We start from the raw sequence: 24,255 nt of genomic DNA, 5'->3' as shown, positions 1-24,255 counted from the left end.
TAACGGTCTATGTACGTTGCCAACACACATTTAAAACCGGTTATCGGGATCGATATTCACTTCGTGAACCTGCCGTTCCCCTTCGTACCCCTTCCCCACCCTTATATCGGTCTTGTGATCGATCCCTTCGATTATATCCCTTTTATCGGGGCTACGGTAAAGGTCAACGGCGTGCCCCGCGGTAACACCGACACCATGGGGATGATCATTACCTTCATGCATATCCCCGAAGGCGCCGGATTCACCCTCGCCCCCATCATCGGTCACAACAGCCAGAATTTCTTCGGTAGCAAGAAGGTCATGGTGGATGGCGCGCCCATGAGCGGCGCCGGCTACGTCCTGATGACCTGTAACGATATCGGGATCCCTCTGAGCTTCCGGCCGGGCCGGAAATTCATTCCCATCCCCTCCTTATATCTGCCGACTTCCTTTTGCATCCCGCTGCAATGGGGGCAGCCTGTGAACGTTGGTGGGCCGCTGGTGCCGAATTTCAGCCTGATGGCGCTGCTGAAAGCCTTTGTTTTCGGGTCTTTCCTGAAAGTGCTGGGAAAGGTGGCCGGAAAATTACTGAAAAAGCTTGGCAGCAAATTATCGGGGAAGACCGGGCTTAGCGGCAAGCTGAAAGGGAAGTTGTGCAAGATGGGTTTTGAACCGGTGGACCTTGTGACGGGCCGCGTGAACTATAGCGGCGTCGATTTTGAGATACCCGGGCCTATCTCCATCCAATGGACGAGGGAATGGGACAGCGACGCCACCCGTGACGGGATGCTTGGCCATGGGACCCATTTGTGTTATGACCGGTGGATCGAGTTGTTTCCCGAAGAGGGTGCATTGGCATTGTCGCTTGCCGACGGCCGGGTGGCCGCGTTTCCCTTGCTTCAACCGGGAGAGGAATATTACCACCGGGCTGAAAAGCTGATGCTCCGCCGGAAGGAGAACGGACATTTCTTCCTGGATGATTTTGGGGCCGGGCTTTATTTTCATTTCAATCATGTGGCGGGCGCCAATATCTTTCGGCTATCGTTTATCGAAAATTACAGTGGGTACCGGATCCAATTTCATTATTCCGGCAGCGGACAATCCTTACAGGCGATGACGGACAGTGCGGGAAGAAGGCTGCTCCTGCATTATGACAAGAACCGGCACATTATCCGGGTGGAGGTTCGGCATAAAGACATCGCACAGACCCTGGTAAGCTATGCCTATAACGAAGAAGGCGATCTGACGGGCATCACGGATGCGATCGGGCAGACCACGCAAATCCTCTATCAGGATCACCTGATGGTACAGAAGACCGACCGGAACGGAGTGTCCTTTTACTGGGAATACGATCAGCGGCGGCGGTGTACCCATACCTGGGGGGACGGCGGCCTGCTGGAGGGCCGGCTCGACTTCGGAGAGGGATATACTGCCGTGGTGAACGGCCTGGGCGAGAATACCACCTATTGGTACGATGAGAATAACCTTTGCGTACAGGAGACGGACCACTATGGCAATCACCGGGCCACGGAATATACGGATGACTTTGAGCTCTACCGGGAGATCGATGAGCTGGGCAATATCACCGGGTATGTCTATGATGACCGGGCCCTGGTGAAGGAAAAAATATTTCCGGATAACTCCAGCCTGCAATTCCATTACAACGAGTTCAACCAGATCAAACTTATAATCGGCCCCGACGGAAACAGTGAATCCTATGGATATGACCCGGAACGCCGGCTGCGATTTATCAATTACCCCAACGGGAAGACCATCGGCTATGAATACAATGACATGGGACAGCTGGCGGCCGTGATCGAGAATGGCCGGCAGAAGACGGCTTTCGAATATGATGCCGATGAGAACCTGATCGAGGTGCTGTTGCCCACCGGAGCTACGGCGAAATGGAAGTATGATGCGTTGGGCCGCTGCCTGCAGACGGTAAACCCCGAAGGTCAGCTGAGACATTATGATTATGATGCCCTGGGACGGCTTCATCAACTGTACCTGCCCGATGGCAATACCATCGCGCTTGAGTACAATGCCTATGAGGAAGTCACCGGCGCTGTCGCCAACAATGGCCGGGTGGAGTTTGAATATACCCCGCTCGGCAGGCTGAAGAAGCGGAAGCAGAACCATACCGAGCTTAATTTCCTCTACGATAACCAGGAGCGGCTGAAAGCGGTGGTAAACGAGGCGGGAAAACACTATCGGTTTGGCTACAACAAACGGGGAGAGATTGTCAGCGAGACCGGTTTTGACGGCCTACAACGGCAATACGACAGAGACCTGGCAGGCAAAGTGACCCGGGTGGAAAGGCCGGGAAGACATCATACCACCTACGAATATGACAGATCCGGCAGGATCACCCGGATCGAGCGCGATGACGGCAGCTGGGAAATCTTTCGTTATGACCGGAACGGCAGCCTGATCGAGGCGACCAATGAGCATAGCACGGTGAAGCTTATCCGTAACAAGACGGGCGGGGTCGAGACCGAATGGCAGGGCAGCTATGCCGTGAAGAGCAGTTATGATAAATATGGTGACCGGATCGGGATCAGCAGTAGCCTGGGCGTCACTATCGGGATGCAACGGGATGGAACGGGCCTGCCGGTCAGCTTGAATGCGGGTGGTGGGCCGGGGTCCGAATGGCATTGCCGTTTGCGATACAACCGGGCCGGGCGGGAGGTCGAAAGGTTGTTGCCGGGCGGTATCAAAAGCGAATGGATGTACGATCCTGCCGGGAGGCCCGGCGAGCGGAAGGTTACCCGCAATGGAGTGCGACAAAGCTGGAAGAAATATACCTGGGAAGCAGGAGACCGGCTCACCCGGATCTTTGATGCCCTGTCACAAGCCTCGAGCGTCTTCAGACAGGATGTAGCCGGCAACCTGGTGTTTGCACAATATGCGGATAGCGATATCGTCTACCGGGCGACGGACGATACCGGCAATATCTACGAGACCCGGGACAGGTCCGACCGTAAATACAGCACTTCGGGCGCCCTGCTGGAAAGCCGGGGAAAGACCTATAGATACGATGAAGAAGGCAACCTGGTCAGCCGGACGGAGAAAACGACGGGAAAGACCTGGCGCTACCGGTGGCTTGGGGGTGGGTTGCTGGGCAAGGTGGAAAGGCCGGATGGAAAAACCGTTTGCTTCAAGTATGATGCGTTGGGCCGGAGGATCGAGAAGACCTATGATGGCCAGGTAACCCGTTTTTTGTGGAATGGGAATGTCCTGCTGCACGAATGGACTTACCCCGAAAAAGAGCGGCCCAGGATCCTCATCGACGAACGGGGCGGGATCCGGCCCGATCGGGAGGAGCCCACCCACGATCTTATCAGTTGGATCTTCGATGCGGACAGCTTTATACCGGCCGCCAAAATAGCGGGGGGGAAGGCGTATAGCATCATCAGTGACTATCTCGGCACGCCGCAGGAAATGTATGACGATTCCGGGAAGAAAGTTTGGGAAGCCGCGTTGGATATTTATGGAAGAGTCCGAACTTTAGCGGGTGAGCGGGGCGATGTGCCGTTCCGTTACCAGGGACAATACGAGGATACCGAGACCGGTTTGTACTATAACCGATTCAGATATTACAGCCCCGGGGACGGTGTTTATATCAGCCAGGATCCCATCGGACTTAACGGCGGACTGGTATCCTACGGATATGTGCGGAACCCGAATGAACAGATCGATCCGCTGGGATTGATGCCCTGGGGGGGATTTATGAACGGCGCGAATGCTGATATCTCGAACGGGACGGTGACGGAGAACTTTGCGAGCAGCGCCTCGGGACATGCCGAAATAAACGGGTTGAACTCTTTTGCCGACAGGGGACTATTGGATGGAAAAGATATCACCCTCAGTAATGTGAACGGTCAATTCAATCCGGGAGGCACCAAGCCGGTAGGCGTCTGTACGAACTGCAGGGCCGATATGTTCAAGATCCTGGATGAAGGCGGCGCGAAAAGCGTCACCTTTCCGATGACCAAGGGGAACAAAGTAGGGGATGCCATCAAGATCCCCGCGGAAAAGTTCGCGGTTGTCCGCGCCGAACTGGTGAAGGTCAGGGATGGCGGGAAGGCTTTTGGACCAAGATCGGACGAAGCCTGGGAAGTATTGGAAAAACATAATATTCTATGCCGGTAAAACTTATTAAACCAACAACATCGGTCTTTTCGTATGACGCAAAAGGGGGGCAGTTATGTGTGGTCTCGGAACTGAAGTTCTATTTCAACAAGGGCACCCATGAATTTGAGCTGGACCAGAACCCGCACGGAGAACCCAACCTTACGAAGATGAACAACCTTCGGCTGAGCGCCGATGCCGCGGAAATGGAATTCGATGCCGTCTATCGTGGCAAGAACACCTCCTTTAAACTTTCGAGCGAATACCCTGTCGATAAGATCCTTTATCAAACGATGGCCGGTATCGCGGGTTCGGGGTTTGCCTTCAGGGATGATGAGCACGACTCGGTGGAGCTGATCTTCGAAAAGGGCGCGCTATCGAGGGTCCAAATGCATAAGTACATCGATATTCAATTGGCGGCTTCCCTGCGGATCATCCGGGAAGAGGGCGGCTTTTTTCTGATCAAACAAAAGCCTTATGCCAAGATCCCATTGAACAGTGTTGGCGCCGACGATAAGAGCATTGTCAGCAAGGCCGATTCGGAAACCTTCCGGTATTCCGTCGATGTGCAGGAATATACCTGGGACATCCTGAAACGGCTGATCAATGGAAATGAGCCATGATACATCCTCACAATCCGATAATGCAGCGGCTGGGAGAAATGGCCCGGCTATGGCAGCAAAACGTGGGGCCGGAGCACCGGCTGGTCCGGTGGATGCTGAAGCCGGAGGAGAGCCGCATGTATGAAGGGTTCTGCCGGTTGGAGGCATCGCCGCACGGGGCGCTGGATAATCTTTTTGTATTTTTTTATACGCCGTTCGAGTCGGCTGAGAAATACAGCCATGCGCTGATGCGCAACTGGCTGCAGGAGTATGATGAAAATGGGGAGCAGCGGAAGGTGTTGGCCGAAGCGGGTGTCACGGGCGAATGGACTGTGGAGCGTTTTCGAAGGGCTGTCGCTGGAGAGCGGTATGAGGAGTGTGACGCATTGCTTTTGCAAATGATCCGGGGATACCGGGAATGGCTGGGCATGCCTGTTTCGGAGTTTGTACTGGCCTTGTTGCCGAAAGAGATGCCTTCCCCCGCCGGATTTAATCTATGGCTGCATCGCTGGATGAAGCAGGATCTTCCCGACGGGGTGCAATTACTACTATTCGATCATGTCCAGGGCAATTACCTGGGCGCCACTTTTGAGGAATACAGAGAGCACAGTTGTACGCTGTTGCATGATCTGCGCATGGAGCGGGCCGTCCGGGAGATCGCCACGGCCGGTGCGGCCACCGACCCGCAGGCCGCCTTCCGGGAATGTCTTTTCGAGATGGGCGCGGCCGCAACGGCAAAGGACCGGCCGCGATTGGAGGATTGGGGGGAGAAGGCGCTTGTCCTCGGAAAGAAGAGCGGGGATGATCTCCTGCTGGCCACGGCTTATCTTTCTTATGCGGGGATGTTGTTCGCCTTCAGAGCCCACGAGAAGATAGAGAGCTTGCTGGATGGGGGTGTCATCGTCTGCCGGCGGGGTATCGACCAACCCATTGAAGCGATGCGATCCCTGCTGTTGCAATATTATGCTTACCGGGGTTCGCATTGTCAGCTGCAGCGGCGGCGAAAAGAGGCGTTGGACTGGTTTATGCGGATGGGTGCGCTGGCGGAAGACTTTGGTTACTGGTCGCAGGCTTTGTCTGCCTATTATAAGGCTTTTGTTTTTGCGCGATACAAGCATTTCCATGAGCAGAAGGCCGCCGCGGTGGGCCGGGCGATGGCCTTGACGGAACGGCTGAGCGGCGATGAGATCGTGACGGGCGAGTATCCGTTCATGGCTCTTGCCTTTGTGCAGATGGGGGATCCGGAAAAGGATGGGTTGCGGCTTGTGGTGGAGGAAAAGATGGCGGATGTTTTTGGGGAGGGATGGCGAGAGACGGTGGAGGAGTTGGAAAAGAACTATACCCGTCAAAAGTTGCGGCAAGTGGAGGCGGAGTCGATGGTGGAAGAATAATCCGTAACTTTAGATCAGTATGAAAAAGGTATCGTCTGGGACACAGTCGATGTTTTTTATGCTGGGATTCCTGATGCTTGTATCCTGCAAAGAGCGGAATGCAGCGCCCTCCAGGGAGGCCATCGATTCCATCCATCTTATAAGGGGGAAGGTGATTTCCTGCGGTCTTCCCGGTAAACAGTTCGGCTCGGTGGAGTTCGACAATTCCTGCGGAAAGAAGGTGCAGGCCCAATTCAACCTCGCCATCGAGATGCTGCATTCCTTTGAATATGAGGAAGCCGAAAAGGTCTTTTCAAAAATAATCGATGAAAACCCGACCTGCGCCATGGCTTACTGGGGAGTCGCCATGTGTAACTATCATCCGCTTTGGACAGCCCCGTCCGAAGCCGAATATAAAAAGGGGGCGAAGGCCCTCGAAATAGCCCAGGCCCTCCCCCAAAAATCCAAAAGAGAAGCGGAATATATCGATGCGATGGCGCTGTTGTACAAGGGCTGGGACAAAGTGGACCTGCATACCCGGAGCATCGATCATGAAAAGGCGATGGAAAAACTGTACTCCGCCTATCCGGAGGATAAGGAGGCGGCGGTATTTTTTGCGTTGGCGCTCGATGCGGCGGCGGACCCTGCCGATAAATCTTTTGTGAATCAAAGGAAGGCCGGAGCCCTTTTGAACACGCTTTATCCCAATGAACCGGACCATCCGGGGATCGCGCATTATATCATTCATACCTACGACTATCCCGAGCTGGCGGCGCTGGCCCTGCCGGCCGCCAGGAAATATGCGGCCATCGCGCCATCATCCGCGCATGCGACGCATATGCCGTCGCATATTTTTACCCGCCTGGGATTGTGGGATGAATGCATCGCCTCCAACCGGGCGTCGGTTGCCGCCGCCCAATGCTATGCGGAGACGGCGGGGTTCAAGGGACACTGGGACGAAGAGCTGCATGGGTTGGATTATCTTGTCTATGCGCTGCTGCAAAAGGGAGAGAACCGGCTTGCGCGGGAACAATGCGAATACCTTACCACCATCCATGACGTGTACCCGGCGAACTTTAAAGTTGCCTATGCCTTTGCCGCCATTCCCGCGCGGTATGCACTCGAAAATAAGCTGTGGAAGGAAGCGGCTACTCTTTCCCTGCAGCCGGTTGGGTTTCGCTGGGAAAAGTTTCCCTGGCAAAAGGCGATCCATCACTTCGCCCGGCTGATGGGGGCGGCGAATAGCGGGGATACCGGTGCGGCCCGGGGGGAATACCGGGAGTTGCAGCAATTGCATGAACAGTTGATCAACGAGAAAGATGTTTATAAGGCCAACCAGGTGTTGATCCAGCTGAAAACGGGGGAGGCCTGGATTGCGTATCGGGAGGGGAGGCATGTGGAGGCGTATGACAACATGAAAATGGCCGCCGAACTCGAGGATGCGACGGAAAAGCATCCGGTGACTCCCGGGGAGGTCCTGCCGGCGAGGGAATTACTGGGCGATCTGCTTTTGCAGATGAATCGTCCGGGTGAAGCGTTGGAGGCCTATGAGCTGGACCTGGGCCGGCATCCTAAACGATTCAACGGGCTTTGCGGTGCGGGGTTGGCGGCGAAGCGGGCGGGCAATCCGGAAAAGGCTTGCCGATATTATGGGCAGTTGTTGGGGATGGTGGATCCCGGCAGGGCGGAGCGGCCGGAGTTGGCGGCCATCCGGCGGGATTACAAAAACGGATGTCGGTAGGGGGTTAATGGGGTTTCCGGTCGATGCGTTTGAGGGTGATCTTGCTGACGGGGGTGATGACGAGGGGGACTTTTTCGATGACGGCCTGGTCGGTGTCGATACCGTAGGCGCTGCTGTCGGAGCGGGCGAGGTGGAGGAGGCTGAAGTAGGCGTTGAGGATGAAGTTGTCGCGGGCGGAGAATTCGTTGTCGTAGGAGAGGAAACGTTCCATGATGATAAACTTGAAATCTTTGGGGCGGCCGGCCATGGGTATCTCGCCGGCGGCGGCCATTTCTTCGGCGACCTTGCGAAGCATGATGCCGATGCGGGGCTGGACGCGGAAGCCGAGGTGGAAGTTGACGCGGATGACCTTGCCGGGGACGAGGGCTTCGACGTCATACTCTACGGTGTAGGGGTCGTCCGCCCGTTCAAAATTTACAAACCAATAGAGATCGGCGCGTTTTGGCGGGTTGTCGAAGATAGAATCGATGATCCGCGTTTCTATTTCGTGGCGGGAAGCGCGGGTGAGATAGACGAGATGCTTCGAGTATTTCGGGAGTTGGGTATCATGACTGAGCTTTTCCAGGTCAGGAAGCAGGGGCATGAGGCTGGCGAACTTCAGGAGCCGGATGGTGATCTTGCGGGCGTTGTACCAGGTGTACATCGTGCCGATGAGGCCGAGTTCGAAGACGAGGAAGAAGAGCCGCTTGAGGAGTTTTACGGCGTTGGCCACGAAGAAGGAGGTTTCCACCAGCAGGAAAACAGTTACGATGGCGCCGACGATCCAGAACGGCCATTTCTTGATGTATCGCAGGAAGTAGAAGACGAGGACGGTGGTCATGAGCATCGCCACGGTGATGGAGAAGCCATAGGCGGCCGTCATGGCCTCACTCGTTCGAAAATAAAGTACAACGAGCGCGCAGCCGGTGAAGAGGATCCAGTTGATGGTGGGTATATAGATCTGCCCGCGGATTTCCGTGGGGTATTTCACCTTGATGCGTGGCCAGAAACCGAGACTGATCGCCTCGCTGATGAGGGTGAACGATCCGCTGATGAGGGCCTGGCTTGCGATGATGGAGGCGACGGTGGCGATGATGACGCTGACGAGGAGGAAGTGGTCCGGTACGATGGCGAAGAAGGGGTTGATGCCGTCGAGGCCGGGTTTACCGCGGAGCAGCACCCAGGCGCCCTGACCGAGATAATTGAGTACCAGCGAGAGTTTGACGTAGGTCCAGCTGACATAGATGTTGGGGCGGCCACAGTGGCCCAGATCGGAATAAAGTGCTTCCGCGCCCGTGGTACAGAGAAAGATCGCGCCGAGCAGCCAGAAGCCGTGAGGGTGGTCGATGAGGAGACGAAGTCCATAGAAGGGGTTGAGGGCGGCGAAGATCTCCGGGTACTGGATGATCTGGCGGATACCTGCAAAAGAGAGCATGCCGAACCAAAGGAACATGATGGGGCCGAAGGAGCCGCCGACGACCTTTGTGCCGAAACGCTGGAAGATAAAGAGCAGGAGCAGGATGACCAGCACGATCTCCATCACGAGGTTGTTGCCGGGGACGATATGTGCCGCGAGGGCCGGGACCATATTGAGCCCTTCGATGGCGGAGGTAACGGTGATGGGTGGGGTAATGATGCCGTCGGCCAGGAGGGTGCCCGCGCCGATGATGGCGGGATAGACCAGCCATTTGCCATAGCGGCGGACCAGGGCGTATAAGGAGAATACGCCGCCTTCACCATGGTTGTCCGCGCGGATGGTGATGATCACATATTTGAACGTCGTTTGGAGGGTGAGGGTCCAGAAGATGCAGGAGATGGCCCCGAAGACGAGCGCTTTGTCTATCTGTCCGCCCTCGTTGAAGATGGTTTGGAGCGTATAGAGCGGGGAGGTCCCGATGTCCCCGTAGATGATGCCGAGGGCGATCAAGAAGCCCGCGGTGGATGCCCGTTGGAAGTTGACCTGCATACCCAAAGGTACGGGATTAGTCGACGATGAAGGGTAGCTTGCAGTGGGCGTATTCGGGTTTATTGAGCTGGGCCTTCAGGTTTTCGAAGGATTCGAGGGGGCCCTTGGTGACGAAGAGATTGAAGAGCCAGGCGGGGATATCGCCGCCGGGGTCGGTGCGCAGCGTATACTCTACCCTGATATGCTCGCGGCCCACGGGTGTGAGGAGCCATTTTCCTTCGGAGCGCTTTACGCGAACGATCTCCTTTTTTTCCGGGACATAGTCGGTGAGGGTCGGGCCGTTGATGGTGACGATCCTGGTGGCGGGATCCTGCGTGGTGATGAGGCGGGCGATGAAATCGCGGTTGCTCATGGGCCAGGGGAGCTTTACTTCGGAGTAATAGATGAGTTCGGACGGGGAGACCTGCTTGAGGAGGACGGCCGATTTGGTAGCATATACCCATTCCGGGGCGGTTTTTACGTCGAGGAGGACGGAAACGAGCCGGGAAAGGGTGCTTTGCAAAATTAATTCAACTTTAATGGCTTTGTATTTGCTATCGGGGTAGGTTCGGGTATAGACTTTGATATCCTTTCTCTCCGTTCGCAGTTGCCAGTCGGGCTGGGCGGAGGCGAAGAGGGTAGCCGCCACGAGGGCAAAAAGCAGGAGTGTCCGGGGAAACGGGATACTCCGGGAAGGCGATAAGGAGCGGTAGGTCAGCGAGGTGGTCATAGGTGTTAGAACAACCCGGGTGTTCGGATGGTTTGGCCCAAAAATAAATAAAATTGACAGTAACCGCCTGAATATGACAATACACAAATGGAGTATCGCCGGCTGGGCCGCTTTTCTGCTGATCTTTTCCGCCTGCCAGGGCGACAAGAAGGACGCTCCCCCGACGGCAAAACCGCAAACTTCTACCGAGCTGACGCTTGGGCCGAGGAGCACCACCATCTACAACGATTTTCCCGCCACGATCGAGGGCATCGAGGTCGTCCAACTACGGCCGATGGTGGATGGAGGTAAGACGAGAAACAAGGGAATGTAAATTTCCGCCGGCTGCGATTTGAATGCGGTTGCATAGCCGAGATTCGCGGTCAACCTTGTATTATGAAAAAACATCTACCCCTACTCTTCGCGGCATTACTATGTCTGCAGTTGCCCCTTTTTTCACAAACCCTGGTCGGTAACCAACATATCGATCGATTTCCCAGAGATGTATTCAGCGACTCCACCTACGGCCTTGTCTGGCTGCCGGCTTCGTATGCGTCGAATCCCGGCAAGTCCTATCCGCTGATCATTTTTCTGCATGGCGCAGGGGAAACCGGCACGGGTACGGCGGGACTGAGCAACCTCCTCAACCAGGGGTTGCCCAAGCTGATCGCCAACGGGTTCCAGCCGAAGGCCGTGAATCCAAAGGATGGGCAGACCTATGAATTTATCGTGGTGTCGCCGCAGGCGTCATCCTGGTCTTATAATTATGACCAGGTGCATTTTATCCTGCCGAACGTGCTGAGCAAATACCGGGTTGATACGACCCGCATGTATCTGACGGGGCTCTCCGCGGGAGGGGATGGGGTGTTTACGGTAGCGGGCAGCGGCGACAGCAATTTTATCCGGCGGATCGCGGCGGTGGCGACCTATAGCAGTGCGGGGATCGATGGCGCCAACGGGTTGAGTGACGCGCAGGTGGTGCACAATCTCCAATACGCCTCCAAGCTATATGGACTGGCCTTTTGGAATGTCATCGGCGACGGGGATAGTTTTCTCGGGATCAATGTCGCCTATCACGACAGTCTGAATTTACAAAATCCGAGTGCGGCGGATAAGCTGACGGTTATCTCTGGATATGGCCACGGGCCCTGGGATGTTTTTTATGATACGGTCTACCGGCCGATCCTGAACAGCTATACGCATACAGCCAACTGTGACAACGGCTGTGCGTCGATAACGGCGCCGGCGCTCACCAACCATGGCAGCGCTGTCCCGGGCAGCGGTGTTACGCAGGACAGTCTGAACCTTTATGAGTGGCTGTTGCTGCATACCCGGGGCGCTTCTCCCCTACCCTCCGCCAGTGCGGGTTCCAACCAGATCATCACGCTGCCCACTTCTTCGGTGACCCTGACGGGCAGCGGATCGGCGGGCAGTGGACATACCATCAGTTCGTATGCCTGGACGAAGGTCAGCGGCGGATCGGCCACGATCACTTCGCCCTCCTCCGCGACGACGACGGTGACGGGGCTTGGCGGCGGGACCTATGTCTTCCGGCTGACGGTGACCAATGATGCTTCGGCGACGTCGACGAGTGATGTGACGATCACCGTGAATCTGTCGGGCTGTACCTATGCACCGCCAACGGTTAGCGCGGATTCGAACCAGACGATAACATCCCCCAGGGATTCGGCTTCGCTGACCTCGACCAATAGCCTTTCCTGTGCTACGCTGACCTCGACTACGTGGAGCAAGTTCAAGGTACCGGGACAGGCGAAGAGCCGGCTGGGGATCCTTGGGAGTTCGACCAGCGCCGGCGGCGGGGCGGACAATTTCGACAGCAGCTATGCCGGGCGGCTGAAGGCCTTCTATATTGCCAACGGGATTGTCGACTCGGTGGTCGATCTGGCGCAGTTCGGGTACAATCCTTATCAGGCGATGCCGACGGGTTATGTTCCGCCTTCGGATGTGACCACGAAGCTGAGCCCGGCGGATGTGCCGGACCCGGCCAGTAATATTACCGCCTTGCTGGCGCATCATCCGACGCATGTGCTGATCAATTTCCCGACCAACGGGTTTGACGTGCTGACGATGCCGGAGATCATGTTCCCATTGCAATACCTCGCCGATACGCTGACGCATCTTGGCATCGTCTGGTATATCACGACGACCCAGCCGAGGAGCGATGAAGCCTTTAACACCACGGCAAAGCAGCAATTCCTGCAGGTGGTTCGGGACAGCATCCTCAACCGGTTTGGTTCGCATGTGATCGATTTCTATGACAATATGGTGCAACCGGGCACTACCTATAGGATCCCGGCCTATGATGCGGGTGACAGTATCCACTTCAACAACCTGGGCCATCTGCAACTCTTCAGACAGGTGGTGGGAATGAATATGTTCCAGAATGTGGCGACTTCGGCGGCGACGATCACGACGCCTTCGGCGGCCAATACGACGGTGAAGCATTTACCGGTGGGCGCCAATGTATTCGAGGTGACGGTACTTGACAGTCATCAGCAGAAGAACAGCGCGATCGTGACGGTGACGGTGGATTCTTCTTCGGGTGGGTCGGGCGGCGGCACCGGACCCTATCCCGCCTGCGGATCGCGGCACCGGTGGGAGATCACGCCCAACGGCGATACGGCATTCTGGGCAGCCAATGGCGGCACGACGGATATTTCGCAGTTCCAGCCCGGAGATACGCTAGCCTTTCCTTCGCTGAATTCCTTTGGCGCCTACTGGACCTATATCACGCTGGACGGGTTCAAGGGCAATCCCTCATGTCCGCTGGTGATGATCAATGAAGGCGGTCAGACATGGGTACGGGGAAATACGATCACGATCAGTAATTCGAGTTATGTGAAGCTGACGGGGAACGGCGCATCGGGTGTGCATTATGGCTGGCAGATCACGGGTACCGATCCGAGTCTGCGGCCGCAGGGCCCTTTCGGCATCTCGGTCACCGGCCGGAGCAAGAATGTAGAGATCGACAGCGTCAGCATCCATAATATCGGGCTGGGGATACAGGTACAGACCGACCCGGATTGCGCGGATTCGCTCAACTATCCGAATTGGGTGCTGGACAGTGTGTTCATCCATGACAACCGGATCGTGGGTATCTGGAACGAGGGAATGTATATCGGTAATACGTCGCCCGACAACGCGTCATACGATCTGCGACCGGTGGATTGCAACGGCGTGACGCGTTATCCGATACCGATGAAGAACGGCTATACCAAGATCTGGAACAACTACGTGGACAGTACGGGCCGGGGCGGCATCCAGCTGGCCAATGCGGACAGCGGGGTGAGTGAGATCGCCTACAATACGGTGAAGCATAGTGGGATGAATGGGGATGATGCACAGGGCACGGGGATCAGCGTGGGGTTGTATACCCATGCCTATATCCATGATAATACGATCTCCGACACCTATACCTGGGCTATCGCGTCCATCGGGGCCTGCGGGACGAATAAGCCGGTGCGGATCGAGAATAATCATACAGACAGTTCGGGCTTTTTACGGGCCTATAACCTGTCGACGTCCGAGGCGGAGTCGATAAATCCCGCTACCGAGCCGGTGTATGACAATGCGCTGACCTGGCCCTACGCCATCTGGGTGGATACGCGGCAGCGGGTCTATACGACGGATAACCCGGCGGGAACGGCCGTACAAGGACAGGACAGCACGCAGTTTTGGATCAAGAACAATGTGATCGGCCGGTTCAAGTGTTATACTTCGACGACCGATAATACCTCGGCGATCCAGATCGAGGACCATTCGACGGGGCTGCAGTCGACCGGCAACTTTATCTGCGGCAATACGAGCCCTGTCGGGGAGAGTATCGTGGTGTATACGGGTAATGCGGGTCACACGGTTTTCTATTCGACGACTTGTGGTGAGGCGCCGGTGGCGAGTGCCGGTACGGATCAGACGATCACCCTGCCGCAGGACAGCACGGTGTTGGATGGGCGGGGCAGCACGGGATCGGTCAGCAGCTGGTTGTGGACGGTTGTCAGCGGGCCGAATGCGCCGACGCTGGTGACGCCGACCAATGATACGACGCGGGTGAGCGGGCTTATCCAGGGTGTCTATATTTTTAAATTGTCGTTGAATGGCGGCGCCGATACCGCGCGGGTCACGGTGACCGTCAACGCGGCGGGTACGACGGTGGGCCGGCAGTTGGTGGACAGCTTCCCGGCGGATGAGTGGGGGGATCGCGAGTATGGGCTGACCTGGCTGCCGCCGACCTATGCGGGTAATCCCGGGAAGCGGTATCCGTTGATCATCTCCCTCCATAGTTATCAGCAGTCCGGCAGTGGACGCAGTTCGGTCAGCAAGCTGACGACGGCGGGATTGCCTTCGGTGATCGCGGGCGGATGGAACCCGTATGCCGTGGCCCCGGGTACGGATTCGGGTTACGAGTTTGTGGTGGTTTCGCCGCAGGACGCCAACTTCACGCCTAACTATAATTCGCTGAAGTATATCCTGCCCGATGTCCTGGCGCGTTACCGGATCGATACCACGCGGATCTACTTTACGGGCTTTGCGGCCGGCGGAGATGGCGTGTTCACCTGTCTGGGCAGCGGCGACAGCAGCTTTATCAAGAAGATTGCGGCGGCGGCCACCTCGAGTTCGTTTGGGGTGGATGGGGTGAACGGATTGACCGATGTGCAGGTAGAGGCCCAGCTGCGGCATACGAGTAAGAACTTTGGCGTCCGGGTGTGGACGGTTTCGGGTGATGGAGATGGCTTGTTGGGCGTACAGATCAGGTATCATGACAGCGTCAATGTTCTGAGTCCGACGCCGGCAGATAAGCTGACGCTGATCGGCGGGCCGGATACGACCTGGAACCTGGTGTATGATACGACCTACCGGCCGGTTGGTAACTATTATGGTCATACGGCCAATTGTGATAATGGCTGTCCGGCGATCACGACCTCGGCGGGGGCTATCAGTTCGTTGCGGGGCAGTGGAAGGACGCAGGACAGTCTGAATGTGTTCGAGTGGTTCCTGCTGTCGAGGAAAGTTGGGAATGGGCCGTTTCAGAGTGGGGTTGTGGTATCCGCGGCCAGCGGTTTTGGCGCCCGGTTTGATAGTGCGGGCGTAGCGGCTGAGTTTGTGCGGGTGTATCCGAACCCCGTGGTTGGCGGCAGCGTGACGGTGTCTGCGCAGAATGACTACCAGGGCAAGGTGATCGTCACGGTACTGGATGCGAGTGGCCGGGTGTTGCAGGAGAATGTGCTGGAAAAGACCGGGGCGATGTTGCAGCAATCGGTTTCCCTGCCCGGGGTGACGAGAGGGGTGTATCTGCTGAAGGTGCAGATGGCGGGGAGAGCCGCGGTGTTGTTTAAGTTGTTGAAAGATTAGTTTTTATTTGTTAGTTTGTAGCGCCCCCATTCGGGGGCGCTTTTTTTTGCGGGGGGCGATTAAAAAAAAATTGTTTGCTTTGTCCTACCCATTTGCAGCCGGTTGTCTATAGGGTATTAATAACCAAAAAAATGTTTGTTATGAAAGAGTTTGCATTGATCTTCCGCGTAGAAAACAATCCCGGGGCTTCTTTGTCACCTGCCGAGATGCAGCAACGGATGACGACCTGGATGAATTGGATGGGGGGCATTGCGGCGAAGGACCGGCTTGTGAGCAATGGGAACCGGTTGGGGGTGAAGGGGTCGAAGTGGGTTGGCGCGAATGGGGTGGTTTCGGATGGGCCGTATACGGAGGTGAAGGAATTTATCAATGGGTATGTTATCGTCCGGGGGGAGACACCCGAGGAGGCGGCGGAGATGGCTAAGGGATGTCCGATCCTGTTTGCGCCCGGCGGGTCGGTGGAAGTGCGGCCGCTGGTGGCGCCGGATAATGCGGAATAATGGAAGACAGGGAATTGATACCGCGGTTATACCGGCAGGAGTACAGTAGGATGGTGTCCCTCCTCTGCGCCCGTTTTGGTTTTGACCAGATGGACGCGGCGGAGGACATCGTCTCTGAAACCTTTTTGTCCGCGGCGGAGAGCTGGGGGATGAAGGGGATTCCCGACAACCCCGTTGCCTGGCTGTATGCCGTTGCGCGCAACAATGCGTTCAATGGGTTGAAGCATGAGCGGGTGGTGCGGGATTGGGCAAGAGATGAGCTGAGGCGAAATTCGGGGGGAGAGGGGGTGGAACCGGAATGGGATGTTTCGGCGCAGGGGATCGTCGACAGTCAGCTGCGGATGATGTTTGCCGTTTGCCACCCGGTGATCCCGGTGGAGGCGCAGGTTTCGCTGGCGTTGCGGGTGCTTTGCGGATTTACCATCGACGAGATCGCGCAGGCGTTGCTGACGACGAGGGCTACGGTCAACAAGCGGCTCTACCGGGCGAAGGAACGGTTGCGGGAGGAGGGGGTGCAGTTGGAGATGCCGGCGGGTCCGGGGCTTGCTTCGCGGCTGGATGCGGTTTTGATGACGCTTTACTTGCTTTTTAATGAAGGATATTATTCCGCGAATCCGTCGATGGTTTTGAGGAAGGACCTCTGCCTGGAGGCGATGCGGCTTTGTTTTTTGCTGACGGGGGAGGGCACCGGTGCGGGGGTGAAGGGGGATGCAGACGGGAGCGGCCGGGCAGGCAGGGTGGTACGGGCCGATGTGTATGCGTTGCTTGCGCTGATGTGTTTTCAGGCTTCGCGGTTTGAAGCTCGATTCGACGATGCAGGGGGACTGGTGTTGTATGAGCAGCAGGACAGCAGCCGTTGGGATATGGAGTTGATCGAACGCGGGAATTATTTCTTTGACCGGGCCTGTGAGCGGGGGTTGGAGTCGCGGTATCATTATGAGGCGGCGATCGCCTGGTGGCATACGCATCCCGCGGACAGCAAGGAGAAGTGGGAGAATATCCTGATGCTTTATAACCGGCTTTTGATGGAGGTGTATTTGCCGGTGGCGGCGCTGAACCGGGCCTATGCCTATTCGCGGGTATATGGGAAGGCGGCGGCGATCGCGGAGACGGAGGGGCTGGGGCTGGAGGGGAATTTGTTTTATCACAGTTTGCTGGGGGAGCTTTATAGCGGGATCGATGCCGGCGCCGCCGTGGCGCATTTCGAGCGGGCTCTGGCGCTGGCGGGAACGGAGGCAGAGAAGGCGGTGATTGCGGGGAAACTGGAGGCTTGCCGCTCCGAGGAATAAAAGTGTTCGAGACCGGGGCTACACACCGCGGAGGATGTATTGTATATTTACTTATGATCTTACGGGAGTTTTTGCCACCGCCGATGCTGGCGGATGTTGTGAGCGGCATTACGGTGTTGCAGGTGGAGCATTTGTCCGGAGAATGGGATGTTCCGCTGGTGGCGAAGGCGATGCCATCGATCGTCTATCAGTGTTCTGGCGGCAGCGCGAGGTTGGTGTTATATGGACAGAACGTGGCGCCAATCCTTGTTCGGGCGGCAGGTCACCTGACCCTGATCGCCTGGTTTCTAAAGCCGCACCGGCTTGGACCTTTGTTTGGGTTGCGGGCTGATGAGGTGACGGATCTTTGTATGGGGTTGGAGGATTGGCCGCATGCGCGGAAGGTTGGGTTGATGGAGCGATTGGGATTGGCGGGGGAGTTGGGATCGGCTGCGTTGAATGAGCGGTTGCGGTTGATGGAGGAGTTTGTGGTTGGGCTTTGCGCGGTGGCGCGGGAGGGAAATGTGGTAGCGGGTTATGCGACGCAGGTTATTGCCGCGAATAATGGATGGGGGGCGTTGAGGTCGCTGCAGGAGGAGTTGCGGGTGACGGAGCGAAGTTTGCAGCGGCTTTTTGCCGAGCATGTAGGGGTGTCGCCGAAAGCATACAGCCGGATCTGCCAGTTTCAGCCGGCGTTCCGGCAGTTGTCGATGGGGGAGTTTTCGCGGCTGAGTGATATTGCTTATGATAATGGGTATGCAGACCAGAGCCATCTGATCCGGGTGTTTCGCCAGTTTACGGGTTGTACGCCGAAGGAATATCTGGCGCGGACGACTGCGTTTTTGGCGGGGTTAAAAGGATAGAAAATGGTGGCTGCGGGGAAGCTGGCGGCGTGCCGCGAGGAGTTGGCCGGCTGAGATTGTCGGTTTTGTTCTATTTTCCGGATAGACCTCGGGCTATCTTGTGCTTATAAAACTAAAATTATATGAGCAAGCTGGTAGCTTCGGCCTGGATGACGCTGGATGGCGTCTTTGATGCCGCACTTATGCCCCATTGGTTCTTTCCCTTTGACAGCAAGAGCCGGCAGGCGGCGATCCGCGAGTCTGTGATGGGATCGGACGTCCTTTTGATGGGACGCACGACGTACGAAATGCTGATGCCCTACTGGTCAAAATTGCCTGATGGCGAGATGGACGGGGTGGCGGGGAAATTGAATCATTCACCGAAGTTTGTGGTCTCTACGCGGCTGGCATCGGCGCCCTGGGCGAATTCGACGATCATCCGGGAGGATGTGGTGGAGGCTGTACGCCGGTTGAAAGCCGGGTCCGGTGGGGAGATACGGATCGAGGGGAGCGGCATACTGGCGAATTCGCTGCTGCGGGCCGGGCTTGTCGACGAGGTCCGGCTACTGGTACATCCCTTTATAATGGGGGCCGGGAAGCGGTATTTTGAAGCGGGAATCCCGGCGATGGGATTGAATCTGATAAGCAGTAAATCCCTCGACAAGAGCGTGTTACAACTTGTCTACGGGACGGGGGCGTGAGAAAATAACCGTTTCCAGCGCAATAAAGCGTATCATTGCATATCTATTCGCCTATATTAATGGGCCGGGTACACCCAAAAAACGTATAAATATGAATGAAGGAAGGTCGGTTGCGCTGTGGACGAAATATTTGCCCGCCATCAGAATCCTGCTGAAAAAGGCCATAAATGAAGCGCAGCAGATCACCTTGAGTAAGATAGAGCTTCAATCCATCGACAACAGAAAGAATCCCAATTTTTCCTTTAACCTGGACATCCTGAACGGGAAGGTGGAAAACAGCATCAGTCTTCCCCCGATGGGAAAAGACCTTTTTGCGGTGCTGAATGCCGACCCGGTGATGAGGAAGTTCCTGCAGGATAAGAAAGTGACGATCCAGATGACCCGGTCCTCGGTGCTGACGTTCAAAATGGAGCTGACGGAGGTATCCTAAGGCGGGGTTGGCAAAAAAGGGAAATATGTAGTAATTTGGGGGCGATAAACCCTTTTATGCGACCGACCCATACTTACCTCGTTGTCTTTTTACCTACCGTAGTCCTCTTCAACAGCTGTGTCAGCTCGGGAAAATTTAAGGCTATGGAGACCCATGCGCAGAAAAGCGACTCGCTTTATGCCTGGACGATGCAGACGCTGAAAACCTGCCAGACCTCCAATGCCGATCTCACCCAACAGAAGAAGGATATCCAATCACAAATGACCAGCCTGAACGGGCTGCTCACCGCCACGCAGGATAACAACACCTCTTTACGGAAACAGCTACTGGATCTGTCCACGCTTAGCAGCGCGCAGGCCGAGAGCATCAAGCGCAGTCTCGATAATATCGGGGCGAAAGACATCTATATCCAGCAGTTGCGGGCTGCGATCTCCCATCGTGACTCGGTGAACCTTGCCGTGGTGCTCCAGTTAAAGGCGGCGCTTGGCGGCTATGGCGAGGATGCGGCGATCAAGATCGAGAAGGGGACGGTCTATGTCGATCTTTCCGAAAAACTGCTGTTCAACAGTGACAGCGACAGCTACAAAATAGATGATAAGGCAAAGCAGGTGCTGGGCCGGCTGGCGAGGGTCTTGAACGATCAACCCGATGTCGAGTTTACGGTGCTGGCTCATACCGAAAGCGTGGTGCATCCGCAGGAGGTACTTGTCGACGACTGGGATCTTAGTGTTAAGCGTTCGACATCGGTGATCCGCATATTGCAAACGGACTTTTCCATCTCGCCGCTGCGGATGACGGCCGCGGGGCGGAGTGAATATCCCGGGATGGCGCCGACGGACACGCCGGAAGGGCGTGCGGCCAATCGCCGGACGCGGGTGGTGATCCATCCGCAGCTGGACCCGCTGTTGCGGTTGCTGGAGCACAAGCAGGATGAGACCGTAGCTGGAAGCCTGCCGTGAGAGGCGGGTAATTACCTAATCTTTTTTGGCACCAAGGACTGCTTCGGGTCAGCGTTGGACCCTGGCGGATTCGCGGATGGCGCGGCCGGCGGCGGCGAGGTTGTCGAGGCGCATTTCAGAATATTTACGGGAAAGGATGACCCCGTCGGCGCCGCCTTTGAAGGCGCTTAGGGTTGCCTGGTAGGTGTCGTCGGGGGAGGCTTTCCGGCTTTTCGCCCCGGTGGGGATATTGACATCGATCCCCGGGAGGATGCGGCACTTCCCTCCTACCCCGGCTTTGGCCCGTTGGGTTTCCCGGAAGACATAGTCGGGGGAGAGTCCGGCAGCGGCGAGCGTTTCTATCGGCGCTTCGTTGGCGTAGTTGAGCAGGCGGTTGTTAAGCTGCATGAGTTCGCCCGGCGGGACGTCGCGGAACACTGTTTGGCTGATGTTGCGGATGAAATTGACATAGCGTTCGCCGCCGCAGTTGTTATACACCACGACCTTGAGGAAGTCGGCGAGTTCGGCCAGCTGCGCATAGTCGCGGGTGGCGCGGTAGAGGGGATTGAAAGAGTTGGTATGTTCGATGTGGAAGCCGACCTCGAGGTCCTTGCGAATGGACTTGACGGAGGTGTAAATATCTTTTAGGATCTGGTGTTTGCCGGTGTCGAAAAGCTGGTTATAGGCCATGATCTCGGGATAGCGGAGCAGGAGGCGTTCGAATTCGACATAATAGCCGTCGGAGGGGCGTTGGTCGTTCAATGCTTTTTGTACGAAGCGATCGAGTTGGGCATAGCCCTCCTTTGCGCGTTGGAAATCGATGCCGTGGGCTTTGGCCGCTCGCTCGTGATGCGGGCAGAAGCAGGTGACGCGGGCCGAATCGATGGCTTGGGCATGGCTTACGCCGATGGCATTCAGCAGTGGGCCGTTGCGTTCGTTGAACAGCAGAACGCCGTCGATGTCGTAGGAGGAGCAGAGGTCGCGGGCCACGGAGGTCCAAAACTCCCGGACGTCGGGGTTGAAGAAACATAAGGCCCCGCTTTTCCGGCCCTGGAGATCGATCTCATGCATCTCCGCGACAAAGGGCATATCGGCGGGATAGCTGAACCCGTCCTGGATCGAGCAGATGGTCTTCATGCCGCGGCGTTTCGCCTTTGGCAGTACCTCGGCGAGGATATCGAAATTACCCAGATCCGGCGCCTTGAGGCGTTCCCCTTTTATTGCGGTGTTTGTATAGAATTTTGCATGGGGTGTGGCATAATTGCCACCATGGAAATAGTTTTTATCGGTGGCGTCGACGCCATGGCCGGGAAAGTCTTTTCCAGGCGTTCGACCGATGATTCCGCGGTCGTAGGTAAAGGTGCTAAGATAGAGGGTGTTGACCGCGCCTTTTTCCTGGAGGATGTCGAGGACTTTGTCGGTGCCTTCGTCGACGAAGCAGTCGGGGCCTATCTGGATGCCGCTGGTGGTATTGGGTGGGGCTGATGAGTTTGCGGGGGATGAGTTGGGGGCTGACGGGTTTGCGGATGTGCTTGCGGGGGATGAGTTTGCGCGCGTTTCGCTGCCGGTAGCCAGCGGGCCGATAGCGGCGAGGGCGGCCAGGTGGGCGCCGTTGCGCAGGAAGCTTCGTCTTGATTGGGGCATCGCCGAAATTTTGGACAATTTATAGAATATGGGGGAACTGGCTGGCATGAGATTTCCATAGCGGTAAAAAAAGGGAAATACATATGTCATGGAGTAATGGGAGTTATCCGGCGGCCTATCGGAATCAACCGGTAAGGCTTCGCCAGAAAGCCGTTGAGATCGCAAATAATCTGATGGTAAATGGGGTAGATGAGGGCAGCGCTATCCGGGAGGCCTTAGAAAGGGCAAGGGAGTTTTTCCTTACACAGCATGCCCGGAGGAAAAGCGTGGATACCGATCTGCCGGCGTGGCCGTAGGTTGGGTGTTGGTCTCAGCGTTTATGTTGATAATAAAAGAACCCGCGGGCAAAGGCGCCGCGGGTTTTTATTTGAAGGGAGGGGTTATTTTAACGAACGCAGGTAGGCTGCTACGTCGGAATGCTTATTCTTTTCGGCGTAGGTCAGCGGGGTCTCGCCATCGGCGGGGGTATAGTCGCCGTTATACTTATAATTGACATTTGCACCTTTCGACACGAGTATCTTCACCATTTCGAGGCGGCCGTATTTTGCGGCATGCATCAGGGGCGGAACATAACCGCTACAGCTTTTATTGACATCTGCGCCCATGGCGATCAGCAGGTTGAAGCATTTCACCGCGTTGTGGCGAATGGCCTGGGAGAGCGGGCTGTATTGCCAGGAGCCTTCCTGGTAGCAGTTGCTGACATTATCCTTTGTTACCAGCGTGGCCAGTTTTGCGGAGTCATCGGCCTTTAATGCGTCGTTTATGCCGGCGGGCATTTCCTGCGCAAAAAGGAGTTGGGCCATCGCGCAAAGGGCCGAGATCATCAGTAGTCGTATTGCTTTCATGGTGGGCTTGTTTGTGAGGTAATTACGCCATGGCGGGATTTTCAACCCCTTATGGCGTAAATAAAAACCCGCGGGCAAAGGCGCCGCGGGTTTTTACCGGAAAGCCCTATCCTATGCCACATTTTACAAGCCTATTCGCCCGGACAGGCTGCATTATCCGGAATCTTCCGGGAGCGACAACTTCGCGTATAAGTTTGATGTGCTCCTGCAATCCAACAATAAAAAGTTTGCATCTCCAACACGGAGACATCCAGCAATAGTTTTCCGATAGGTCTTATCCCGGGACCCGGCATCACGGTGTTGAACGTTGCCGTTGCGGCGACAGCCAATAAGCACTTTCGGACAGAGCTGGAAGAGTTCGATCTCCACGATAGAGAGATCTAGAGCGGAGAGACCGCCTATGGGTTGATCGGGATCCAGTCCCACGACTTTGCTCCGCTGCGGCTTAACATTACCGGTAATTGAGTGGGCCGGGAGATAATAATGCATTGAATACGATAGCGGCTTAATTTTGCCGCTATGCATCCGGCTACCGCTATTCTCCTTTTCGTCGTCGGCCTGCTGGCAGGGGCCATCAATGCCGCAGCCGGAGGTGGCAGCTTTATTACTTTTCCTGCGTTGGTTTATAGCGGAGTGCCCCCGATCCAGGCTAATGCTTCGAGCACGGTGGCGCTTTTTCCCGGCAGTCTGGCCAGCGCCTGGAAGTTCCGGGAATATATCCAACCGTTTCCCGGGGTTTCGATGACATGGATGGTCATATTGACCCTTGCCGGGGGGTGTGCCGGGGCGCTTCTGTTGTTATATACTCCTTCCGCCAGTTTTAATACTCTTGTTCCCTGGCTTCTGCTGACCGGTTCGCTGGCCTTTGCGTTTGGCCGGCAGTTGGGTAACCGGCTTCGCCGGAAGATGCGTATCGGTCCGGGGTTGATCCTGGGCGGGCAGTTTCTGCTGGGGATCTACGGAGGTTATTTCGGGGGCGCCGTCGGGATCATGATGATGGCGGTTTGGGCCCTCTTTGGCGTATCGGATATCAAGGTGATCAACGCTAACAAAACACTATTTGTGGGCATCGCCAATTCGATCGCGGTGGTGCTGTTCATCATCGCGGGAAAAGTGGCCTGGCTGCCCACGGTTATCATGATGACGGCGACCATTGCCGGCGGCTACCTGGGAGCCTGGTATACGCGGCGGGTCGATCCGGCCAAATTACGGATGGGTATTGTGATCTTCAATTTTGCGATCACGCTCGTCTTTTTTATCA

General features: G+C 56.2%; 18 protein-coding genes. 14 read left to right on the top strand and 4 right to left on the bottom strand.

Going from position 1 to position 24,255, the window contains the following annotated elements; translation table 11 throughout:
* Positions 1-9 precede the first annotated feature (9 nt).
* The 4 genes from VGM48_RS18580 to VGM48_RS18565 are packed head-to-tail and all read left to right on the top strand — an operon-like array spanning position 10 to position 7,823.
* Complete coding sequence (locus VGM48_RS18580; protein WP_331581918.1) at positions 10-4,131, top strand: RHS repeat-associated core domain-containing protein; 4,122 nt, start codon at positions 10-12, stop codon at positions 4,129-4,131.
* Positions 4,122-4,733 carry a hypothetical protein gene (locus VGM48_RS18575; protein WP_331581917.1) on the top strand — a complete coding sequence of 204 codons (612 nt, stop codon included), beginning with the start codon at positions 4,122-4,124 and terminating at the stop codon, positions 4,731-4,733. The genes VGM48_RS18580 and VGM48_RS18575 overlap by 10 nt, the downstream gene beginning before the upstream one ends.
* Positions 4,730-6,103: a hypothetical protein gene (locus tag VGM48_RS18570; protein ID WP_331581916.1), complete on the top strand. Its 1,374-nt coding sequence runs from the start codon at positions 4,730-4,732 to the stop codon at positions 6,101-6,103. Before VGM48_RS18575 ends, VGM48_RS18570 begins: the two co-directional genes overlap by 4 nt.
* A 19-nt stretch (positions 6,104-6,122) precedes the next feature.
* Positions 6,123-7,823, top strand: a complete 1,701-nt coding sequence (locus tag VGM48_RS18565; RefSeq protein ID WP_331581915.1) for a hypothetical protein — start codon at positions 6,123-6,125, stop codon at positions 7,821-7,823.
* 4 nt (positions 7,824-7,827) lie between these two features.
* On the opposite strand, the gene VGM48_RS18560 is transcribed toward VGM48_RS18565, so the two are convergent.
* Positions 7,828-9,768 (bottom strand): KUP/HAK/KT family potassium transporter, encoded by a 1,941-nt coding sequence (locus VGM48_RS18560; RefSeq protein WP_331581914.1) that lies wholly within the window; start codon positions 9,766-9,768, stop codon positions 7,828-7,830.
* Positions 9,769-9,784: 16 nt separating this feature from the next.
* The gene (locus VGM48_RS18555) at positions 9,785-10,477 is read right to left on the bottom strand and encodes an START domain-containing protein (protein WP_331581913.1); all 693 of its coding nucleotides are present in this window, start codon (positions 10,475-10,477) and stop codon (positions 9,785-9,787) included.
* Positions 10,478-10,550: 73 nt separating this feature from the next.
* Between VGM48_RS18555 and VGM48_RS18550 the strand changes: the two genes are divergently transcribed.
* From VGM48_RS18550 to VGM48_RS18515, 8 genes are all read left to right on the top strand, one after another.
* Positions 10,551-10,790 (top strand): hypothetical protein, encoded by a 240-nt coding sequence (locus VGM48_RS18550; protein WP_331581912.1) that lies wholly within the window; start codon positions 10,551-10,553, stop codon positions 10,788-10,790.
* A 62-nt stretch (positions 10,791-10,852) separates the two neighbouring features.
* Positions 10,853-15,826 carry a PKD domain-containing protein gene (locus VGM48_RS18545; RefSeq protein ID WP_331581911.1) on the top strand — a complete coding sequence of 1,658 codons (4,974 nt, stop codon included), beginning with the start codon at positions 10,853-10,855 and terminating at the stop codon, positions 15,824-15,826.
* Between the two features lie 140 nt (positions 15,827-15,966).
* Complete coding sequence (locus VGM48_RS18540) at positions 15,967-16,326, top strand: YciI family protein (RefSeq protein WP_331581910.1); 360 nt, start codon at positions 15,967-15,969, stop codon at positions 16,324-16,326.
* Positions 16,326-17,615, top strand: coding sequence for an RNA polymerase sigma factor (locus VGM48_RS18535; RefSeq protein WP_331581909.1), 1,290 nt, complete (start codon positions 16,326-16,328; stop codon positions 17,613-17,615). The genes VGM48_RS18540 and VGM48_RS18535 overlap by 1 nt, the downstream gene beginning before the upstream one ends.
* Before the next feature lie 53 nt (positions 17,616-17,668).
* On the top strand, positions 17,669-18,457 hold the full coding sequence (locus tag VGM48_RS18530) for a helix-turn-helix transcriptional regulator (RefSeq protein WP_331581908.1): 789 nt from the start codon (positions 17,669-17,671) through the stop codon (positions 18,455-18,457).
* A 122-nt stretch (positions 18,458-18,579) separates the two neighbouring features.
* Positions 18,580-19,137, top strand: a complete 558-nt coding sequence (locus VGM48_RS18525) for a dihydrofolate reductase family protein (protein ID WP_331581907.1) — start codon at positions 18,580-18,582, stop codon at positions 19,135-19,137.
* A 91-nt stretch (positions 19,138-19,228) separates the two neighbouring features.
* Positions 19,229-19,567: a hypothetical protein gene (locus VGM48_RS18520; RefSeq protein ID WP_331581906.1), complete on the top strand. Its 339-nt coding sequence runs from the start codon at positions 19,229-19,231 to the stop codon at positions 19,565-19,567.
* A 56-nt stretch (positions 19,568-19,623) separates the two neighbouring features.
* Complete coding sequence (locus VGM48_RS18515) at positions 19,624-20,526, top strand: OmpA/MotB family protein (RefSeq protein WP_331581905.1); 903 nt, start codon at positions 19,624-19,626, stop codon at positions 20,524-20,526.
* Positions 20,527-20,574: 48 nt separating this feature from the next.
* Here VGM48_RS18515 and VGM48_RS18510 read toward each other — a convergent pair whose 3' ends face one another.
* Entirely contained in the window at positions 20,575-22,149 is a 1,575-nt protein-coding gene (locus tag VGM48_RS18510) for a hypothetical protein (protein ID WP_331581904.1), read from the bottom strand.
* An 83-nt stretch (positions 22,150-22,232) separates the two neighbouring features.
* On the opposite strand from VGM48_RS18510, the gene VGM48_RS18505 reads away from it, so the two are divergent.
* Positions 22,233-22,445 (top strand): hypothetical protein, encoded by a 213-nt coding sequence (locus VGM48_RS18505; protein ID WP_331581902.1) that lies wholly within the window; start codon positions 22,233-22,235, stop codon positions 22,443-22,445.
* A gap of 84 nt (positions 22,446-22,529) precedes the next feature.
* Here VGM48_RS18505 and VGM48_RS18500 read toward each other — a convergent pair whose 3' ends face one another.
* Positions 22,530-22,994: an ankyrin repeat domain-containing protein gene (locus tag VGM48_RS18500; RefSeq protein ID WP_331581900.1), complete on the bottom strand. Its 465-nt coding sequence runs from the start codon at positions 22,992-22,994 to the stop codon at positions 22,530-22,532.
* A 519-nt stretch (positions 22,995-23,513) separates the two neighbouring features.
* Here VGM48_RS18500 and VGM48_RS18495 point away from each other — a divergent pair.
* On the top strand, positions 23,514-24,255 hold a 742-nt coding region (locus tag VGM48_RS18495; RefSeq protein ID WP_331581898.1), incomplete at its 3' end, for a sulfite exporter TauE/SafE family protein.

The sequence above is a fragment of the Puia sp. genome (genome assembly GCF_036500295.1).
Lineage (GTDB): Bacteria > Bacteroidota > Bacteroidia > Chitinophagales > Chitinophagaceae > Puia.
Note: the sequence above shows the minus strand (reverse complement) of the source record. Positions and strands in the feature narration are given on the sequence as shown.